This window comes from Arthrobacter sp. ISL-30 (assembly GCF_018613855.1).
Lineage (GTDB): Bacteria > Actinomycetota > Actinomycetes > Actinomycetales > Micrococcaceae > Arthrobacter.
This window is the reverse complement of record NZ_JAGGPK010000017.1, coordinates 73,806-88,675: the sequence shown is the minus strand read 5'-3', so window position 1 is coordinate 88,675 and position 14,870 is coordinate 73,806. Positions and strand designations below refer to the sequence as shown.

Genomic DNA, 14,870 nt, shown 5'->3' with positions numbered 1-14,870 from the left:
TCCGGCTATTGGGCGGACCGCCGGTTGCGTGCTTGGGCTATAAGTCGGAGGAAGCCGAACACGAAGACGGCCTCGATCAGCACCATCAATCCAAGCAGCAGCCATTGGCCGGTACTGACGAAGGTGACGGCCCCGATAAGGACGAGCGATGTCCCCAGGACCAGCGCATACACAGCGAAGCCGACAGCCACCTTTGCACTGCGCACGCCTGTTCGGAACCCAAATCCCTGGGGCTCCCCGCCGGGATAACCAGGCACGCGGTCCGGAGCTGCGGGCTTGAGGCTATCGAACTCATCCCAAAGGTCCTGATCGCTCACAGTTCCATTATCCCGCGTTTGCACAGCCCGACTGATGTTGGTCGGGGCACAGGCATTGAGACAGAATTTCGCCACCTTTCGAACTCCCATGAGTAACCATTGGCGTGTGGCCGGAAACTATATGGATATCCTGCAGTTCCGGCCTTTGAGGGGGACATTGTGCTTTCCGAGCGTGAGCTGGCGTTTATCGCCATTCACAAAGACAGTTATCCGTTAGTTTTCAGATTTGTCCGGCGGCGCGTCGAATCCGTCGAAATAGCCGAGGAAATCGCTGCCGACGTTTTCCGTGTCGTGTGGCAGAAATGGACCGAAAGGACCCGCCCGGAATCCGCATGGCTGCTCTCCATAGCCCGAAATCTCATTGGGAATGCCTACAGGAGCCGGGAGAGGCAGCAAGCACTCCATGAAAAGTTGCGGGACGACGTCGCACTCCGCTTTGGCGAGGACTCAGAGAACGTGGCTGTCCAGGATGCCATGGCCCGGTTGCGTGGCCAGGACAGGGAAATCCTTCAATTGGCCTACTGGGAGGAGTTGGGCTGCTCCGAAATTGCGCGTGTACTGCAGTGCAGTGAGTCCGCCGCCAAAGTCCGTCTGCATCGCGCCAGGGCCGCGTTCCGGAAGCAAATGCCGGCTGGCTCAGAATCGACCACACAGAGGATGGGTGCCTGAAATGGATCCGATCAAGAACCAGATTTCCGCAATCGATCCGCTAAAGGCCGAACCGCAGGTGATGGTCGACGGCGAGGAGGCCCTGCACCGGATGCTGACTGGGCCTGTGGTCTTTACTGATGGCCCGACGGCGGGTGTCACCCCGCTGGAGGACCGCAGGCGCAGGCGATTCCGGATTGCGGGGGCGCTGGCGTTGGGAGCGGCGGCAGTCACCGGCGGCATTTTGGTAGCTTCCAACTTCGGTCAAGTGTCTTCCACCCCGGCACCGGCTACCACCGTCACTTCGACGCAAACCGTACCTTCGGCGACAGCGACGCAAACGGCACCTTCGGCGACCCCGACCCAAACAGTACCTTCGGAGACACCGTCAGCAGCAGCTGTCGTGCAGCAAACCTTCGCCTTCCCCGACGGACACATCTCGTTCAAGTATCCGGAAGGTTGGACCGTCAGGATCGAACAGGGCCCCTATCTGAACGAGCAGGACAAGGCCGGTGCAGTCATTGCCGTCGTGAGCGACAGCTCTGGCGCCGAGGTGGCCAGGATATTCAGCGGGATGTACGGCGACGGCGCGGCTGGCCGGGTCAAGCGGACGGTTTTGGACCACGCCCCCGTCTCGGGCATCACTGAGGCGGCAGGGAATCCAGTGGAGTTCGGCTTCGCCTCAGACCAAATCCTTCCCGTCACATACGAAGGAATGCCGGCCCCGACTGAGACTGCAGACGGGCCCGTCTACTACTTCATGGACGTCCGCCGTGCCTCCGAGTTCCAGTCCGGGGAGACCAGTTCCGGGTCCAACCAGATTCCCCTGCCCAACGGGATCATGTCGGCCTACGTGGTGTTCGACTTTGAAAAGCAGCCCGCTTTCGCAACACCTGACGCAGCCCGAGAGTGGATGGCTACCGAACAGTATGCCCAGTTGAAGGCGCTGCTCCTGAGCCTGAACTACCAGTAGTCCGGACTGCACCGCCAATCATCCTGACTGAGCTCGGGCTCTAATGGGCAAGACGGGTCTCTAGCGATCGCTGGGGGCCGAGCCTAGGTGGACGCATGGCTGATACCTTCTCCTCCCTCGTGGACACGTTCAGAAACACCGGCGTCTCCAGGGCGTACGGCACTGGTGTGCCTGGTCCCGGTGATCTCCGTCCTGGGTTCGGCGGTGCGACGCGCCATCCGGGCAGCAAAAGATTGACGACGGCAGGCTGAAGGTCGGGCTACCAGCCCGGACCTTCGGGTCGATTAAGTACATGCATCCGTGCTGGTGATCAGGCGAACTTCGTCGGGCGGGAAGTCATGCGAACACCACCTTGCCCTCGTTATCGATGCGCCAGCCCGGGTTGTGCGCGATCTCCCAGATGATGCCATTCGGATCCTTGACGTGGCCGTGGAAAATGCCGCCGAATGCCCCGGCCTGGGCAGGCTTTAGTACTGTGGCGCCGGCTGCTACCAGCTTCTCGATCGTGCTGGACACTTCGGGTGCACTCCCGACGTTGTGCGAGAGCGTCACGCCGCTGACGCCGCTCGTTTTCTCCGCGCTGACCAGGTCTTCGTCGAATTTCTCGGCGTCAAAGAGTCCGAGCACCACCCCCGGCGCGACCTGGAAGAAGATGATCTCCCCTGGGACGTCCATCAGCGGATCCCAGCCGAGGCCCTCCTTGTAGAAAGCGCGTGCACGGTCGAGGTTCTCAGTTGCGAACGTGATGAAGTGCAGTTGTTGATCCATAGGGGAATGCTAGCGGGGTGTCCGGTCTTCGTGTCCTTGAGGGCGTGTCCGAGCCGATGGGAGGATTGACGTGTGGAAGATTTTTTCGATTTTCTCGGCCGCTTCTGGTGGCTCATCTTTCCCATTGGCGGAATGATCGGCGGGTGGGCCAGGTCTTGGTCCAGGGCCAGCGAACGCCGGCACCGCCGCCGCGTAGAACTCTACAAGCTCAAGAACCACGCGGTGCAAGCAGAACAAGCCAGCCAAGCCGAAGTCGTCTCGCTGATAGCGGCGCACGATTCCGTTAATCACCGCTGGCTGGACTATGAGCTCGACGTCGGAAACCTCATCGACTTCCCCCTCATGACGGATGTGCGGGAGCCACTCACGGTCGCGTTCCTTCGGGCCAAGAAAGAAGCTGACGGGATGCGACCCGCCTCCCCGGAAGACATTACGACGCCGGCCCGGCTGGCTGAGTATCGAGCCGCCGTGCACAACTTTGAGGTGGCATTCGACGTCGCAGAGCGGGAAGCCAAGCGCATCAGGGACGGGAAGTTCACGGGCCCCGAACGTCAACGTTTGGCGACCGCCAGAAAGCTGCTGAAGATAGCTGAGGATAGCGCCGCCACCCCAGCAGAACGGCAGACGGCGTACAAGCGCGCGCGGCGAGAACTCGATGGACTGATCGTCCTGCCCGAGGCGACCGTTGCAGCGCTGGAAGAGAAGATCGCCGGAATGATCGACGCCCGAAAAGATCCGGACACGGATGTCCGACTCGCTTGATACGGGCAAGAGATTAGCTGCGTCGCAGATGTGCGGGGGCGGCGCGTGGAGCGCCTGCCCATATCGACTCGGTCTATCGCTGTACGGCTATGCTGAGGAAACCCCGGCGAAGCCCGGCAGGGGCATGGCGGCAAGGACCACCATCCCAGGTGGCGGAAGGACAAATCCAATGGCGAGAGCGACAGTCCAGGAAGTCGCCAAAACGGCAGGAGTATCTGTAGGGACGGTGTCCCGCGTCCTGAACGGAAGCCCGGCTGTGAGTGAGTCGAGCAAGGAAAAAGTAACCACAGCCATCCGCCAGCTCAACTACCGCCCCCTCGCCTCCGCCCGAGACCTGCGCAGGGACCGGACCATGCGCATTCTGGCCCTTGCCAAGAACCTAAACTCGCCCGTCATCAGTGAAGTCTTCCGCGGGGTTGGGGACGCCGCAGCGTTGTCGGGCTATGTCAGTCTCATTGCACCAACTTCCGGGGACCTCGAACGGGAGCAGCAATTGGTGGACATGCTGCGCAACAGCTCCGTGGACGGGTTGATCCTGTTTTCGCCAACGATGTCCGATGACGACGTCGAGACACTAGCCGAGCAATTTAGCGTCGTCCAAGTCTGCGAGATTGCCGATTCCGAGGCGGCATTCGGAGTGTCCATCGACGACCGCCAGGCCGCTTTCGACATCACGCGCCACTTGATTGAGACGGGTTACCAAAGGCTGGCCATGATCGGGAACAGGGCGGCCCGCTCCGGCCGGCTCCGGGAGGCAGGCTTTCGCCAGGCGGCCGCGGAGGCGGATTTGTCGCCGGACCAGATGCTGTTCGTCGAAGGTGATTTCGACTTCCATGCTGGGCGCAGGCTGACCAGGAAACTGCTGGAGACGGGTCCGCTTCCCGACGCGGTGTTCTGTGGCAGCGATACCGTCGCGGCCGGATGCGTCCGCGAAATCACCGACGCCGGCCTTCGAGTCCCGGACGACATTGCCGTAGCAGGCTTTGACGACTCAGTGCAGGCGGAAATGTGCATTCCGGAATTGACGACGATCAGGCAGCCGGCCTACGACATGGGCCAAGTGGCATTTGAATCACTCCTTGAGCGGATGACTGTTGCCGGCGCACATCGCCGCGGCCGGCTCTTCCTCCCTCACGAGCTCGTGGTTCGCGGCTCGACCAAGGCGTAAATGAGTTCAGGCTAGAGAGAGCCAGTGACAATCCTTCCCGGGGAGAGTTGACAGCTCTACGTGGTGCCTGTCACACTCATTTGGAATCGATTCCAAACTTCAAAGAGGAGTCACTTGCTTCAAATTTGGAATCGATTCCAAATATAGGCAAAGAAGCCACGTCGCAGTGCTCGGGCAGCCTCGCCGCTGCCCTCCGCGACTTCCCACAGACCTCAAAGGAGCCATTTTGGACTTCACTCCAAGCTCTATTCCGATGCGAGTGGCCGCTGCCACAAAGACGATCACCGGCTGCTCAACTCCGCACAGCAGGCGGCACATCACGATGGCCGCGGCGGCTCTAACCGCAGTCCTGCTGCTGAGCGGCTGCGGTGGTGGTCCGGCCTCCCAGGGAACGGAAAACGCGGCAGCTGCAGATCCGGCGTCGGCCGCTAATGCCTCCGGGAACCTGAACATCTGCGGAGGGAAGGACGCTAGCGGCATCTACAGGGGCACGGCCGCCGCTTTCACCAAGGAAAACCCCGGAATTACGGCGAAATTCACCGAAATCGGCGCCACCACGGACGAGGCCCGTACCCAGGCCGTGCAGCGCCTCGAAGGTAAGTCGACGGAATGCGACATCTTCCTCCTGGACGTCATCTGGACGTCGGAGTTCGCTTCCCAGGGCTGGCTGCTTGACCAGACGAAGCTCGTAGAGGCCAATAAGGACCGGCTCATCCCCTCCACGCTGGAGACCACCAAGTTCGAGGACAAGTACTGGGGTTCGCCGTTCTTCACCAACGCGGGACTCATCTACTACTCCAAGAACAGGGTCTCCAGGCCTGAGACGTGGACCCAGCTCTATGCGGACGCTGCCAAGGCGCCGGGCAACGGCTATGTGTACCAAGGCAAGCAGTATGAGGGACTCACTGTGAACTTCCTTGAACTGCTGTACAGCGCAGGGGGCGAAGTATTGGATGAGAAGGGCGAGGTCAAAGTGGACTCCCCTGAAACCCGGAAAGTCCTGGACTTCATGGCTGAGGGCCTAGAGAAGGGCTCCGCCGACCGCGCCGTGCTCACCTATAACGAGGACGCAACCCGCCTGGCCTACGAGTCCGGCGACTACGGCTACGAGCGCAACTGGCCGCACGTCTACCGGCTCCTGAACGCAACGAAGCTTGCCGGCACCTTCGACGTGGCCCCGCTTCCCTCCTTCGACGGATCCTCGAAGGCTAGCGGCGTGCTCGGCGGATGGAACCTCGGAATTTCGGTGCACTCGACCAACCCGGGCGCCGCCGTCTCCTTCATCAACTTCGCCACGACCCCTGAGTGGCAGAAGCACGTTGCCATCGACTTCTCGCAGGCTCCGGTCAACGAGGCGGCCTACTCCGACCCCGTTGTCCTCGCCAAAATGCCGTTCGCGAAGGAGCTGCTGGCTTCCGTCAAGGGCGCCAAGCCACGCCCGGTCTCTCCCGTCTACCCGCAGATCTCCCAAGCGATCCATAAAAACGTCTACGCCGTGCTCTCCGGGACCGTCGGCACGGATGAGGCCGTGAAGAAGATGGCCGAGGAGATCAAGACTGCTAAAGCGAGCTTCTAATCATGACCCTCAAGACACTTTCTCCCGGCCCGCGTCCGGCCGGCGACGTTCGCAGCAAAAGACGTACCAGCCTCGGACGTTCCGGCCTCAAAGCTTCCGGCACCAATGTCCGGGACCGCGCGGAGCGGCGGCTCGCTGTCCGCATGACGGCACCGTCCCTGATCCTGATGGCGCTCGTGGCGGCTGTGCCGATCGGGTACGCCCTCTGGCTTTCGCTCAACCAGTACAGCGTCCGGACTGCCGGCCTCTCACGTTTCGTGGGACTGGACAACTACAGTTCAGCGCTTGCAAGTCATGAATGGTGGGCGGCGTTTGGGCAGACGTTCCTTTTCGCCGGGCTCTCAGTCTCCCTGGAGCTGGTTCTCGGCACCGCCATGGCGCTCCTCCTCAACCTTGCATTCAAAGGCAGGGCCCTCCTCCGAACCGTGGTCCTGCTGCCGTACGCGATCGTCACCGTGGTCAGTGCCATCACCTGGGAGACCATGTTCCAGCCCAACCTTGGACTGGTGACCAACGTGCTGTCGGCCCTCGGGCTTCCGGGCGGCGACGTGGCCTGGCTCGGTGAACAAGGTTATGCAATGGCCGTAATCGTCCTTGCGGACGTTTGGAAGACCACGCCCTTCGCAGCGCTGCTCATCCTGGCCGGCCTCCAGGTCATTTCCGCGGAGACCTATGAGGCAGCGGAGCTCGACGGCGCTGGGAAATGGCAAACCTTCGTGCACATCACCTTGCCGCTGCTTCGTCCGGCGATCGTCCTGGCCGCCATCTTCCGCACCATGGACGCCCTCCGGGTCTTCGACCTGCCGTTCGTCCTGACCCGCGGCGCCAATGGCACGGAGTCGATGTCCATGCTCGCCTATAGCCAGCTGCGGGAAAACCGCCTGATAGGCGAGGGCTCGGCGCTGTCCATACTGACGTTCCTCACGGTCATGGCTGTCTCGATCGTGTACATCCGCTTCGCCGGTGGAAACATCCGCGAGGTCGCCAAGGAGGACCAATGAGCACTGTCACCGCAACAGGCACGACGGCGGCACGCGCCGACCGTTCACATCCAACCCGAAGGGGCGTCGCCTCCTTGGGTCCCGGGCGCCGGCCGGGAAAGTTTGGTCCCGGCAAGCGCCGCTTGCGGGGTGAAGCCCGCCTCCACCCGCTCGTCTGGGTGTTCGTCGTGGCAGTCATGTCCTTCTCGCTGGTGCCTTTTTACTGGCTGATCAATACCTCCCTCAAGACGGGATCCAGCCTGGGGGAGGGCGAGCTGTTCCCCAGCCAACCGACGCTGGACAACTACGTCTCCGTGTTCGGCAGTTCCGAATTCCTCCTGGCCATGCGCAACTCGGTGATTATCGCCGTCGTCACTACATGTGTGGCGCTTATTTTCGCCTCGTTCGCCGCCTATGCCCTGGCCCGGCTAAAGATGCGCCGCAAGGGGCTCATCCTGACGCTCATCCTGTCCGTCACAACGTTCCCGGCCATCGCGATCGCCGCGCCGATGTTCTCCATTTGGCGCGAGATCGGCCTTTATGACACGCTTCCGGGCCTCATCATTCCGAAGCTCACCTTCGCGCTGCCCTTGGCCATCTATACCCTGACTTCGTTCTTCCGGGAGATCCCGCGCGAGCTCGAAGAGTCTGCCTACATTGACGGTGCTTCCCCGTTCCAGGCGTTCCGGAAAGTAATCCTCCCCCTCGCGGTTCCGGGTCTTGCAACCACTGCCATCCTCGTATTCATCTCGGTATGGAACGAGTTCCTACTTGCCGTCACGCTGACCACCTCGCCCGCGGCCCGACCGGTTCCTGTGGCGATCGCGTTCTTCAACGGCACAAGTGAGTTCGACCAGCCCCTCGGCACCATCAGTGCCGCTTCGGTGATCATCACCGTCCCGCTCGTCGTCCTCGTCCTGGTGTGCCAGAAGCGCATCGTCTCCGGCATGACCGCCGGCGCGGTCAAAGGCTAACCAGCCCCAACACCGACTCAAGACACCAAACACACACTCAAAGAAAAGGAAACATCCGTGAGCAACGAGCAGTCGCCCAGTCCGCAATCCCCTCCAGTGGAAGAGCCACGAGCCCGGGAACTGAGGGTCGGCGTCGTCGGCATTGGCTGGGCAGGCCAACAGCATCTGAAGGCCTACGCCTCCCTTGAGGGCGTCAGGATCGTGTCGGTGGCCGGCATGGAACAGGATCTTCGCGAGTCGTTGCAGGCCGAATATTCGATTCCGAAGGCCTTTGCCGATTGGGAAGAGATGCTGGAGCACGGTGGCCTGGATGCCATCAGCGTCGCCGTGCCGACGTTCCTGCACGCCCCCATTGCCATCGCCGCCCTTGAGCGCGGTCTTCATGTGCTCAGCGAGAAGCCGATCGCCCGCAACGCCGCCGAAGGCCAGGCCATGGTGGACGCAGCCCGGAAGGCCGGGCGCATCCTCGACGTGGCATTCAATCACCGCCGCCGCGGTGACATCCAGGCACTGAAGGAAGTGATAGACGACGGCGGGCTCGGACGCCCGTACTACGCCAAGGCCTCGTGGCTGCGCCGCTCAGGCATCCCGACGCTCGGCAGTTGGTTCACCAACCCCGAACTTGCCGGCGGCGGACCGCTGGCGGACATCGGTGTGCACGCGCTCGACTACGCCTTGCACCTCCTCGGCGAACCGAAAGTAGTGGCCGTATCTGCCACCACCCACGCAGAGCTAGGTCCCCGCGGGCGGGGCGGCAACAACCGCTACTCCGCCATGGCCACAAGCCATGCATTCGAAGTGGAAGATTTCGCCTCCGCGTTCCTCCGCCTTGAGGGCGGAGCCACGCTACTTATCGAGGCCGGATGGGCAAGCTACCGGGAAACGGACGACCTGCTGGACTTCATGGTCTACGGGACCGACGGCGGCGCGGAACTCAAAGCGCAGGGCAACCCACTGGCACCCGTCGGCAAACTGAGTGTCTTCACTGAACGGGATGGCGAGAACGCCGACTACGTTCCACAGGCGCTGCCCGGCCGTGCCCACCAGGCCGTTGTCGAAGACTTCGTCACGGCTATTCGTGGCGGTGAGGAAGTCTGGGGTGAGCACGACGGATCCCAGGCTCTTTACCGCGCACAGATCATCGACGCGTGCTACCAGTCGGCACGGGAACAGACGGAGGTTCGTCTCTAATGAACGACAAACTGAGAATCCGGGTCTGGAACGAAGGCGTCCACGAGGCCCTCAACGAGCCGTCCCACATCGGAGACATCTACCCCGACGGAATCCACGGTGCCATCGCAGCCGGGCTGCGCTCCTACCATCCGGAAGCGGAAATTACGACGGCAGTGCTCGCCACCGACGATGAACATGGCCTCGACGAAGAAACGCTCGCGGAGACGGACGTCTTACTGTGGTGGGGCCACAAGGCCCACGCCGAGGTGGGCGACGCCGTCGTCGAACGCGTCCACCGGCACGTCCTGGGCGGCATGGGGCTGATCGTGCTCCATTCGGGGCACTTCGCCAAAGTTTTCACCCGGCTGCTGGGGACCAGCTGCTCCCTGGCATGGCGGAACGACGGCGAACGCGAACTCGTGTGGACCGTGAAGCCTTCGCATCCCATCGCCGAAGGCGTGGACAGCCCCATCGTCATTCCCGAGCAGGAGATGTACGGGGAGCTGTTCGACATTCCAGACCCCGACGACCTGATCTTCATCAGTTCCTTCGCCGGTGGTGAAGTGTTCCGCTCGGGCGTCACATTCACCCGAGGCAAGGGGCGCATCTTCTACTTCAGCCCCGGTGACCAGGAGTACCCGGTGTACCACCATCCGCAGATCCAGCGGGTCCTTGCGAATGGCGTCCGCTGGGCGGCTCAGCCTGGGCTTCACCGCTCGGCCCCGGAGGTGAGTATGCGCCCGGTCGGGTGGTTCGAGCCCGCAGCCCAACTGGAATCTGCAGTAACAGCCGCAGCTTCCCGCTAGGGCAGGGGGGTCACCGTCACCGGCGTCAGCATCTCCCGCTCGTAGCCCACCACGCGCCGCTCGCCATGAAGGATCAGCTCGTGGGTGTGCACGTCTTCGGTACTCGAAGTTGACACGTGCAGCTTGACTAGGCCTGGGGTGACTAAGCGTTCAAGGTCCACACCGGTGAAGGACGTGTGGTCTGCGTGGACGGTGAACTCCACCCTCGCCGATGCGCTGGCGGCCAGCTCTACTCGGGCGTAGCCGATCAGCTCCCGCACTGGGCGGACAACTTCGGCCACCGGATCCTCCAGGTACAACTGCACCACCTCCGCACCGCCTACCGAGCCGCTGTTCGTCACGGTGCAGCTTACGGTGACCGCGTCCGATGTCGACATTGTGGGCCCGCTGAGGGAATGGTCCGAGAATTCGAACGACGTGTAGGACAGCCCATGCCCGAAGCCGTATAGCGGCGACGGGTCCAGGGAGCTGACGCCGGACTGGCCAGCCAGCCTGCTGTGCAGGTAGGTGCCCGGTTGTCCGCCTGGGGTCCGGGGGATGGAGACCGGCAGCTTGCCGGAAGGATTGACGACGCCGGTCAGCACATCCCACAACGCTTCAGCACCTTCTTCGCCCGGGAAGAAACCCTGGACAATGGCGTCGGCACGTTCGGCGAAGTCACCCAGGGCGTAAGGACGTCCGGCCAGAACTACGAGGACGGTACGCGTCTGGGCTGCGGACGCTGCGGTGAGGATTTGGTCCAGCATCCGGTGCTGGTCGCCGGGTAGTTGGAGGTCGGCCGCGTCATTGCCCTCACCGGAAGTGCCGCGGCCGAAGAGGCCGGCATTGTCACCCACCACAATCACGCAGTTCTCGAAAGACGCGGCGATGCTGCAGGCTTCAGCGATCTGCTCCTCGATGATGGCCTCGCAGTTTCCGGTCGCCGCACTCCGCACATCACGGAAGCGTTCGGAAGCAACTTGGGCCACCGTTGGAATCCGGATGCCCATCGGAACGTCAGGATGGGAGACGCCCACGTGCGCATCGAATGAGTAGCATCCCAGCATCGCGAACGGGTCTTGGGCCAGTGGACCGACCACGCCAATGGAACCAGGACCGGAAGCCGACAGCGGAAGAGCCGGCCCGCCGTCGTACATCCTGTTGTTCAACAGCACCAGCGACTGCGCGGCGATCTCGCGGGCAAGTTCACGGTTCTCCACAGGATCCACGTCAACAGATCCAGCAGCAAGGACAGACGGCGCCGGATCAAAGTCGGAGAACAACAACCCTAACTGCTCCTTCTGAAGAAGCACCCGCCGTAGGGCGATATCAACAACCGACTCATCCAGCTCACCCGAACGGATCTTCTCTAGCAGCGGCCGCCCAAAGGCGTTCACAGAAGGCAACTCAACATCCACTCCAGCCGACAAAGCCAGGACTGCTGCGTCGCCCAGATCGGCAGCCACCCCGTGCATGACGTTCAGGAACGCCACGCCAAAGTAGTCGGCCACCACGGTCCCCTCAAAGCCCCACTTCTCCCGAAGCAGCCCAGTAAGCAGTTCGCGATTGGCCGCCGCCGGAACGCCGTCGACGTCGGTATACGCATGCATCACCGAACGGACTCCGCCGTGCCGCACCGCCATCTCAAAGGGGGGAAGCATCACGTCGGCGAGCTCGCGCGGACCCATGGAAACGGGCGCGTGATTGCGGCCGGCCTGCGACGCGGAGTAGCCCACGAAGTGCTTGAGCGTGGCCACAATCCCGGCTTCCTCGAGGCCCTGAACGTAGGCAGTGGCAACGGTTCCCACCAGGTACGGATCCTCGCCGATAGTTTCCTCCACCCGGCCCCAGCGCAGGTCGCGCACCACATCCAGCACGGGAGCCAGGCCCTGGTGAATTCCCAAGGATCGCATCTGCTCGCCGATCACCCCAGCCATGCGCCGGACAAGCGCAGGGTTAAAAGTCGCACCCCATGCCAGCGGCACGGGGAACGCCGTGGCCTTCCAGGCGGCGAGCCCGGCGAGGCATTCCTCATGAACCTGCGCAGGAATGCCGAAGCGCGAGGCGGCCATGATCTGTTCCTGCGCACTCTGCAGCCGGCGCGCCCCCTCCAGCGGCTCGAGGGGATTGGTGCCGTACATGCGCGTGATCTGGCCCAGGCCGTTGGAGATCACCTCTTCCCACGAACGGTTGTCGCTGGCCATCTCGTTCTGCAGCGGCGCCACGGAGTCGCCGTCGATGGAGGCATTGACCCAAACGCCCACCAGCTGGGCCAGCTTCTCCTCGAGCGTCATCTCACTCACAAGGCGTTCGACGACGTCATCGCCAGCCAGGCGGGGGAGGGCTTGCTGTTCAGCGGCTCCGCTAGTCACGGGCGTCTCCTAGGTCTGCAGTACGTTTCTTAGAAACTATCAGAAACTTATATTTACTTTCTAGACTCAGAAACCCTTGACTTAGCGGCGATAAGATTTCTACCGTTGACGGGACGCGGGAAAAACGCCCCGCAAGAGCCACAGAAAGTTCGTGGACAACTTAGAAAGTTTCGGACGCAAAACCGAAACCAGCCAGCCGATTCACTGCAAAGACGGAGAGAGTTCAGATGCGGACGTACAAAGTGGCCATCGTTGGGACGGGCGGAATCGCGGCGGTGCACGCGGACAACCTGGCCCGGACAGAGAACCGCGCGGAGCTGGTGGCAGCCTGCGACGTGGACGCCGCAAGACTGGACGCCTTCTGCGACCAGCACGGCATTGCCGGCCGCTATCAGACGCTCACCGAACTGCTGGGCGAGGCCAAGCCGGACATCGTGCACCTCTGCACCCCGCCCATGATGCACATTGACCAGGCCATCGAATGCCTGGAAGCCGGCGTCCACGTCCTCTCCGAGAAGCCCCCGGCGCTGAGCCTCGCCGACTTCGACCGCCTCGACAAGGCCCAGGCCAAGGGCGGAGCCCAGTTCTCCTGCGTCTTCCAGCACCGCTTCGGCGATGCCTCCGCCGCAGCCCGGACGCTGATCGGCGGCACCGAATTCGGCCGTCCGCTCGTCGCCCGCTGCGACACACTCTGGTACCGCCCGGACAGCTACTGGGACCTGCCGTGGCGCGGCACCTGGAACGCTGAAGGCGGCGGACCCACCATGGGCCACGGCATCCACCAGTTCGATCTCCTCCTGCACCTGATGGGACCGTGGGAAGAGGTCACCGCCATCGCCTCCCGCCAGGCCCGCGCCACCTCCACCGAGGACCTCTCCGCCGCGCTGGTTCGCTTCGAAAACGGCGCCGTGGCCACCATCATCAACTCGCTGCTCTCACCACGCGAAACCTCGGACATCCGCATCGACTGCGAATTCGCCACGGTGGAACTCAGCCACCTCTACGGCTACAACACGGACAACTGGACCATCACAGGCGCCCCCGGCAATGAGGACCAGGTCAAGGACGCTTGGACCGGCCAGCCGCTGGACCGCGGCAGCGGCCACTCAGCCCAGTTCCTTGCCATGTATGACGCGCTCGACGCCGGACGCCCGCTCCCAGCCGATGCGGACTCCGCCCGCCAGACCCTTGAGCTCGCTGCCGCCATTTACGCCTCCGCCTTCACAGGCCAGAGCGTGCGCCGCGGAGAGATCATTCCTGGCCACCCCTTCTACGGCGGCATGGATGGGGACGGTTTGGGCACCCGCATGCTCGCCGACACTGCCCGCGTCTGACCCCACCGACTTACGACTTTCGCCAGGAGACTTTTCATGACCAACCCCACAGTTACCAGCACCGCGACCAGCCAGCTCAGCTTTTCCGACGACGGCGCCGCCCTCACCTTCACGGCCAACGGCCAGCACATCGCCACCTACACCTACAAACCCACGGACGACCAATACGAGAGCCCGCGGCCGTTCTTCCATCCGCTCACCACCCTCGAAGGCGACGAGGTCACCATCTCCCGGCCGTGGGACCACGTCTGGCACAAGGGCCTGTCCTGGGCCCTGCCCAACGTGGGCAAGCACAACTTCTGGGGTGGAGCCACCTACACGAGCGCCACCGAGTACGCCAACTTGGACAACAACGGCGCCATGACTCATGAGGCATTCACGGCGATCGACGAATCCGGTGCCGGGATCACCGCGTCGGAATCCCTGTACTGGTCCGGCCAAAACGGCGAGCCGGTTATCGGGGAAAACCGCCGCTTCAACATTCAGCTGCTTGACGGGGTGGACCTGGACGCGGTTGATCAGGACGGCTCAGGCCAGGACGGCGCTGACCAGCCGACCGCCTACGCCATCCTGTTCGAGACCGAGATGACCAACATCTCAGGCGAGGAAATCCTCATCGGCAGCCCCACCACCGAGGGCCGCGACAACGCCGGCTACGGCGGATTGTTCTGGCGTGGCCCGCGCTCGTTCACAGGAGGCGAGTTCCGCTCCTCAGAAGGCACCGGCGGGGACGAGTTCATGGGCACCCGCACGTCGTGGATCTCCTTCACCGGCAAGCACGACGTGACCTGCCGCTCCTCCACCATTACGTTCGTGGAGGATCCCGCCAATGCGGGCGCGCCCAACCAGTGGTTTGCCCGCTCATCGATGTTCGCGTGCCTGGGCTCGGCCCCGTTCTTCAGCGCGGAAGTGCCGTTACGCGAGGGATCGCCGCTGAAGTACCGCTATGCCGTGGTGATCGCCGACGGCGCCGTGGATGCCACCCGCGCGGCAGGCCTCGCCGCGCAAGCACAGGCTGCGCTGGAAAGCTGGACGTGAGT

The 14,870-nt window shown here is 63.0% G+C and carries 15 protein-coding genes; 12 read left to right on the top strand and 3 right to left on the bottom strand.

All coding sequences use genetic code 11. The annotated features are described in order from the left end of the window. Positions 1 to 5 precede the first annotated feature (5 nt). Positions 6 to 317 (bottom strand): hypothetical protein, encoded by a 312-nt coding sequence (locus J7E82_RS07765; RefSeq protein ID WP_214862044.1) that lies wholly within the window; start codon positions 315 to 317, stop codon positions 6 to 8. A 159-nt stretch (positions 318 to 476) separates the two neighbouring features. Here J7E82_RS07765 and J7E82_RS07760 point away from each other — a divergent pair, with 159 nt between their 5' ends. The 3 genes from J7E82_RS07760 to J7E82_RS07750 all read left to right on the top strand — a co-directional run bounded on the left by J7E82_RS07760 (position 477) and on the right by J7E82_RS07750 (position 2,189). Then, entirely contained in the window at positions 477 to 986 is a 510-nt protein-coding gene (locus tag J7E82_RS07760) for an RNA polymerase sigma factor (protein ID WP_214862043.1), read from the top strand. A gap of 1 nt (position 987) precedes the next feature. Beyond that, positions 988 to 1,938 carry a hypothetical protein gene (locus J7E82_RS07755; protein WP_214862042.1) on the top strand — a complete coding sequence of 317 codons (951 nt, stop codon included), beginning with the start codon at positions 988 to 990 and terminating at the stop codon, positions 1,936 to 1,938. A 95-nt stretch (positions 1,939 to 2,033) separates the two neighbouring features. After that, positions 2,034 to 2,189 (top strand): hypothetical protein, encoded by a 156-nt coding sequence (locus J7E82_RS07750; protein ID WP_214862075.1) that lies wholly within the window; start codon positions 2,034 to 2,036, stop codon positions 2,187 to 2,189. An 85-nt stretch (positions 2,190 to 2,274) separates the two neighbouring features. Here the strand turns inward: J7E82_RS07750 and J7E82_RS07745 are convergent, their stop codons facing one another. Then, positions 2,275 to 2,706 (bottom strand): VOC family protein, encoded by a 432-nt coding sequence (locus tag J7E82_RS07745; RefSeq protein ID WP_214862041.1) that lies wholly within the window; start codon positions 2,704 to 2,706, stop codon positions 2,275 to 2,277. Between the two features lie 72 nt (positions 2,707 to 2,778). On the opposite strand from J7E82_RS07745, the gene J7E82_RS07740 reads away from it, so the two are divergent. From J7E82_RS07740 to J7E82_RS07710, 7 genes are all read left to right on the top strand, one after another. Then, a complete protein-coding gene (locus J7E82_RS07740) occupies positions 2,779 to 3,468 on the top strand; it encodes a hypothetical protein (protein WP_214862040.1) in 690 nt (229 codons plus the stop codon). Between the two features lie 169 nt (positions 3,469 to 3,637). Beyond that, entirely contained in the window at positions 3,638 to 4,636 is a 999-nt protein-coding gene (locus tag J7E82_RS07735; protein ID WP_214862039.1) for a LacI family DNA-binding transcriptional regulator, read from the top strand. 226 nt (positions 4,637 to 4,862) lie between these two features. After that, the gene (locus J7E82_RS07730; RefSeq protein ID WP_251041583.1) at positions 4,863 to 6,212 is read left to right on the top strand and encodes an ABC transporter substrate-binding protein; all 1,350 of its coding nucleotides are present in this window, start codon (positions 4,863 to 4,865) and stop codon (positions 6,210 to 6,212) included. Positions 6,213 to 6,214: 2 nt separating this feature from the next. Beyond that, positions 6,215 to 7,213, top strand: a complete 999-nt coding sequence (locus J7E82_RS07725; RefSeq protein WP_251041582.1) for a carbohydrate ABC transporter permease — start codon at positions 6,215 to 6,217, stop codon at positions 7,211 to 7,213. Further along, positions 7,210 to 8,166, top strand: a complete 957-nt coding sequence (locus J7E82_RS07720) for a carbohydrate ABC transporter permease (RefSeq protein WP_214862038.1) — start codon at positions 7,210 to 7,212, stop codon at positions 8,164 to 8,166. Before J7E82_RS07725 ends, J7E82_RS07720 begins: the two co-directional genes overlap by 4 nt. A 96-nt stretch (positions 8,167 to 8,262) precedes the next feature. Further along, positions 8,263 to 9,357 (top strand): Gfo/Idh/MocA family oxidoreductase, encoded by a 1,095-nt coding sequence (locus tag J7E82_RS07715; RefSeq protein ID WP_308113698.1) that lies wholly within the window; start codon positions 8,263 to 8,265, stop codon positions 9,355 to 9,357. After that, positions 9,357 to 10,145 carry a ThuA domain-containing protein gene (locus J7E82_RS07710; RefSeq protein ID WP_214862036.1) on the top strand — a complete coding sequence of 263 codons (789 nt, stop codon included), beginning with the start codon at positions 9,357 to 9,359 and terminating at the stop codon, positions 10,143 to 10,145. The genes J7E82_RS07715 and J7E82_RS07710 overlap by 1 nt, the downstream gene beginning before the upstream one ends. Here J7E82_RS07710 and J7E82_RS07705 read toward each other — a convergent pair. Further along, complete coding sequence (locus J7E82_RS07705; RefSeq protein ID WP_214862035.1) at positions 10,142 to 12,496, bottom strand: glycoside hydrolase family 3 N-terminal domain-containing protein; 2,355 nt, start codon at positions 12,494 to 12,496, stop codon at positions 10,142 to 10,144. The two genes, J7E82_RS07710 and J7E82_RS07705, sit on opposite strands and share 4 nt — an antisense overlap. Positions 12,497 to 12,723: 227 nt before the next feature. Here J7E82_RS07705 and J7E82_RS07700 point away from each other — a divergent pair, with 227 nt between their 5' ends. Next, positions 12,724 to 13,830, top strand: a complete 1,107-nt coding sequence (locus J7E82_RS07700; RefSeq protein ID WP_214862034.1) for a Gfo/Idh/MocA family protein — start codon at positions 12,724 to 12,726, stop codon at positions 13,828 to 13,830. Positions 13,831 to 13,866: 36 nt separating this feature from the next. Continuing rightward, a complete protein-coding gene (locus tag J7E82_RS07695; RefSeq protein WP_214862033.1) occupies positions 13,867 to 14,868 on the top strand; it encodes a PmoA family protein in 1,002 nt (333 codons plus the stop codon). The last annotated feature ends 2 nt before the right edge of the window (positions 14,869 to 14,870 follow it).

Excerpts from the sequence above, each read along its gene's own strand:
- J7E82_RS07755 (WP_214862042.1), top strand. The coding sequence starts at position 988 with ATGGATCCGATCAAGAACCAGATTTCCGCAATCGATCCGCTAAAGGCC.
- J7E82_RS07750 (WP_214862075.1), top strand. The coding sequence starts at position 2,034 with ATGGCTGATACCTTCTCCTCCCTCGTGGACACGTTCAGAAACACCGGC.
- J7E82_RS07745 (WP_214862041.1), bottom strand. The coding sequence starts at position 2,706 with ATGGATCAACAACTGCACTTCATCACGTTCGCAACTGAGAACCTCGAC.
- J7E82_RS07735 (WP_214862039.1), top strand. The coding sequence starts at position 3,638 with ATGGCGAGAGCGACAGTCCAGGAAGTCGCCAAAACGGCAGGAGTATCT.
- J7E82_RS07725 (WP_251041582.1), top strand. The coding sequence starts at position 6,215 with ATGACCCTCAAGACACTTTCTCCCGGCCCGCGTCCGGCCGGCGACGTT.
- J7E82_RS07720 (WP_214862038.1), top strand. The coding sequence starts at position 7,210 with ATGAGCACTGTCACCGCAACAGGCACGACGGCGGCACGCGCCGACCGT.
- J7E82_RS07710 (WP_214862036.1), top strand. The coding sequence starts at position 9,357 with ATGAACGACAAACTGAGAATCCGGGTCTGGAACGAAGGCGTCCACGAG.
- J7E82_RS07700 (WP_214862034.1), top strand. The coding sequence starts at position 12,724 with ATGCGGACGTACAAAGTGGCCATCGTTGGGACGGGCGGAATCGCGGCG.
- J7E82_RS07695 (WP_214862033.1), top strand. The coding sequence starts at position 13,867 with ATGACCAACCCCACAGTTACCAGCACCGCGACCAGCCAGCTCAGCTTT.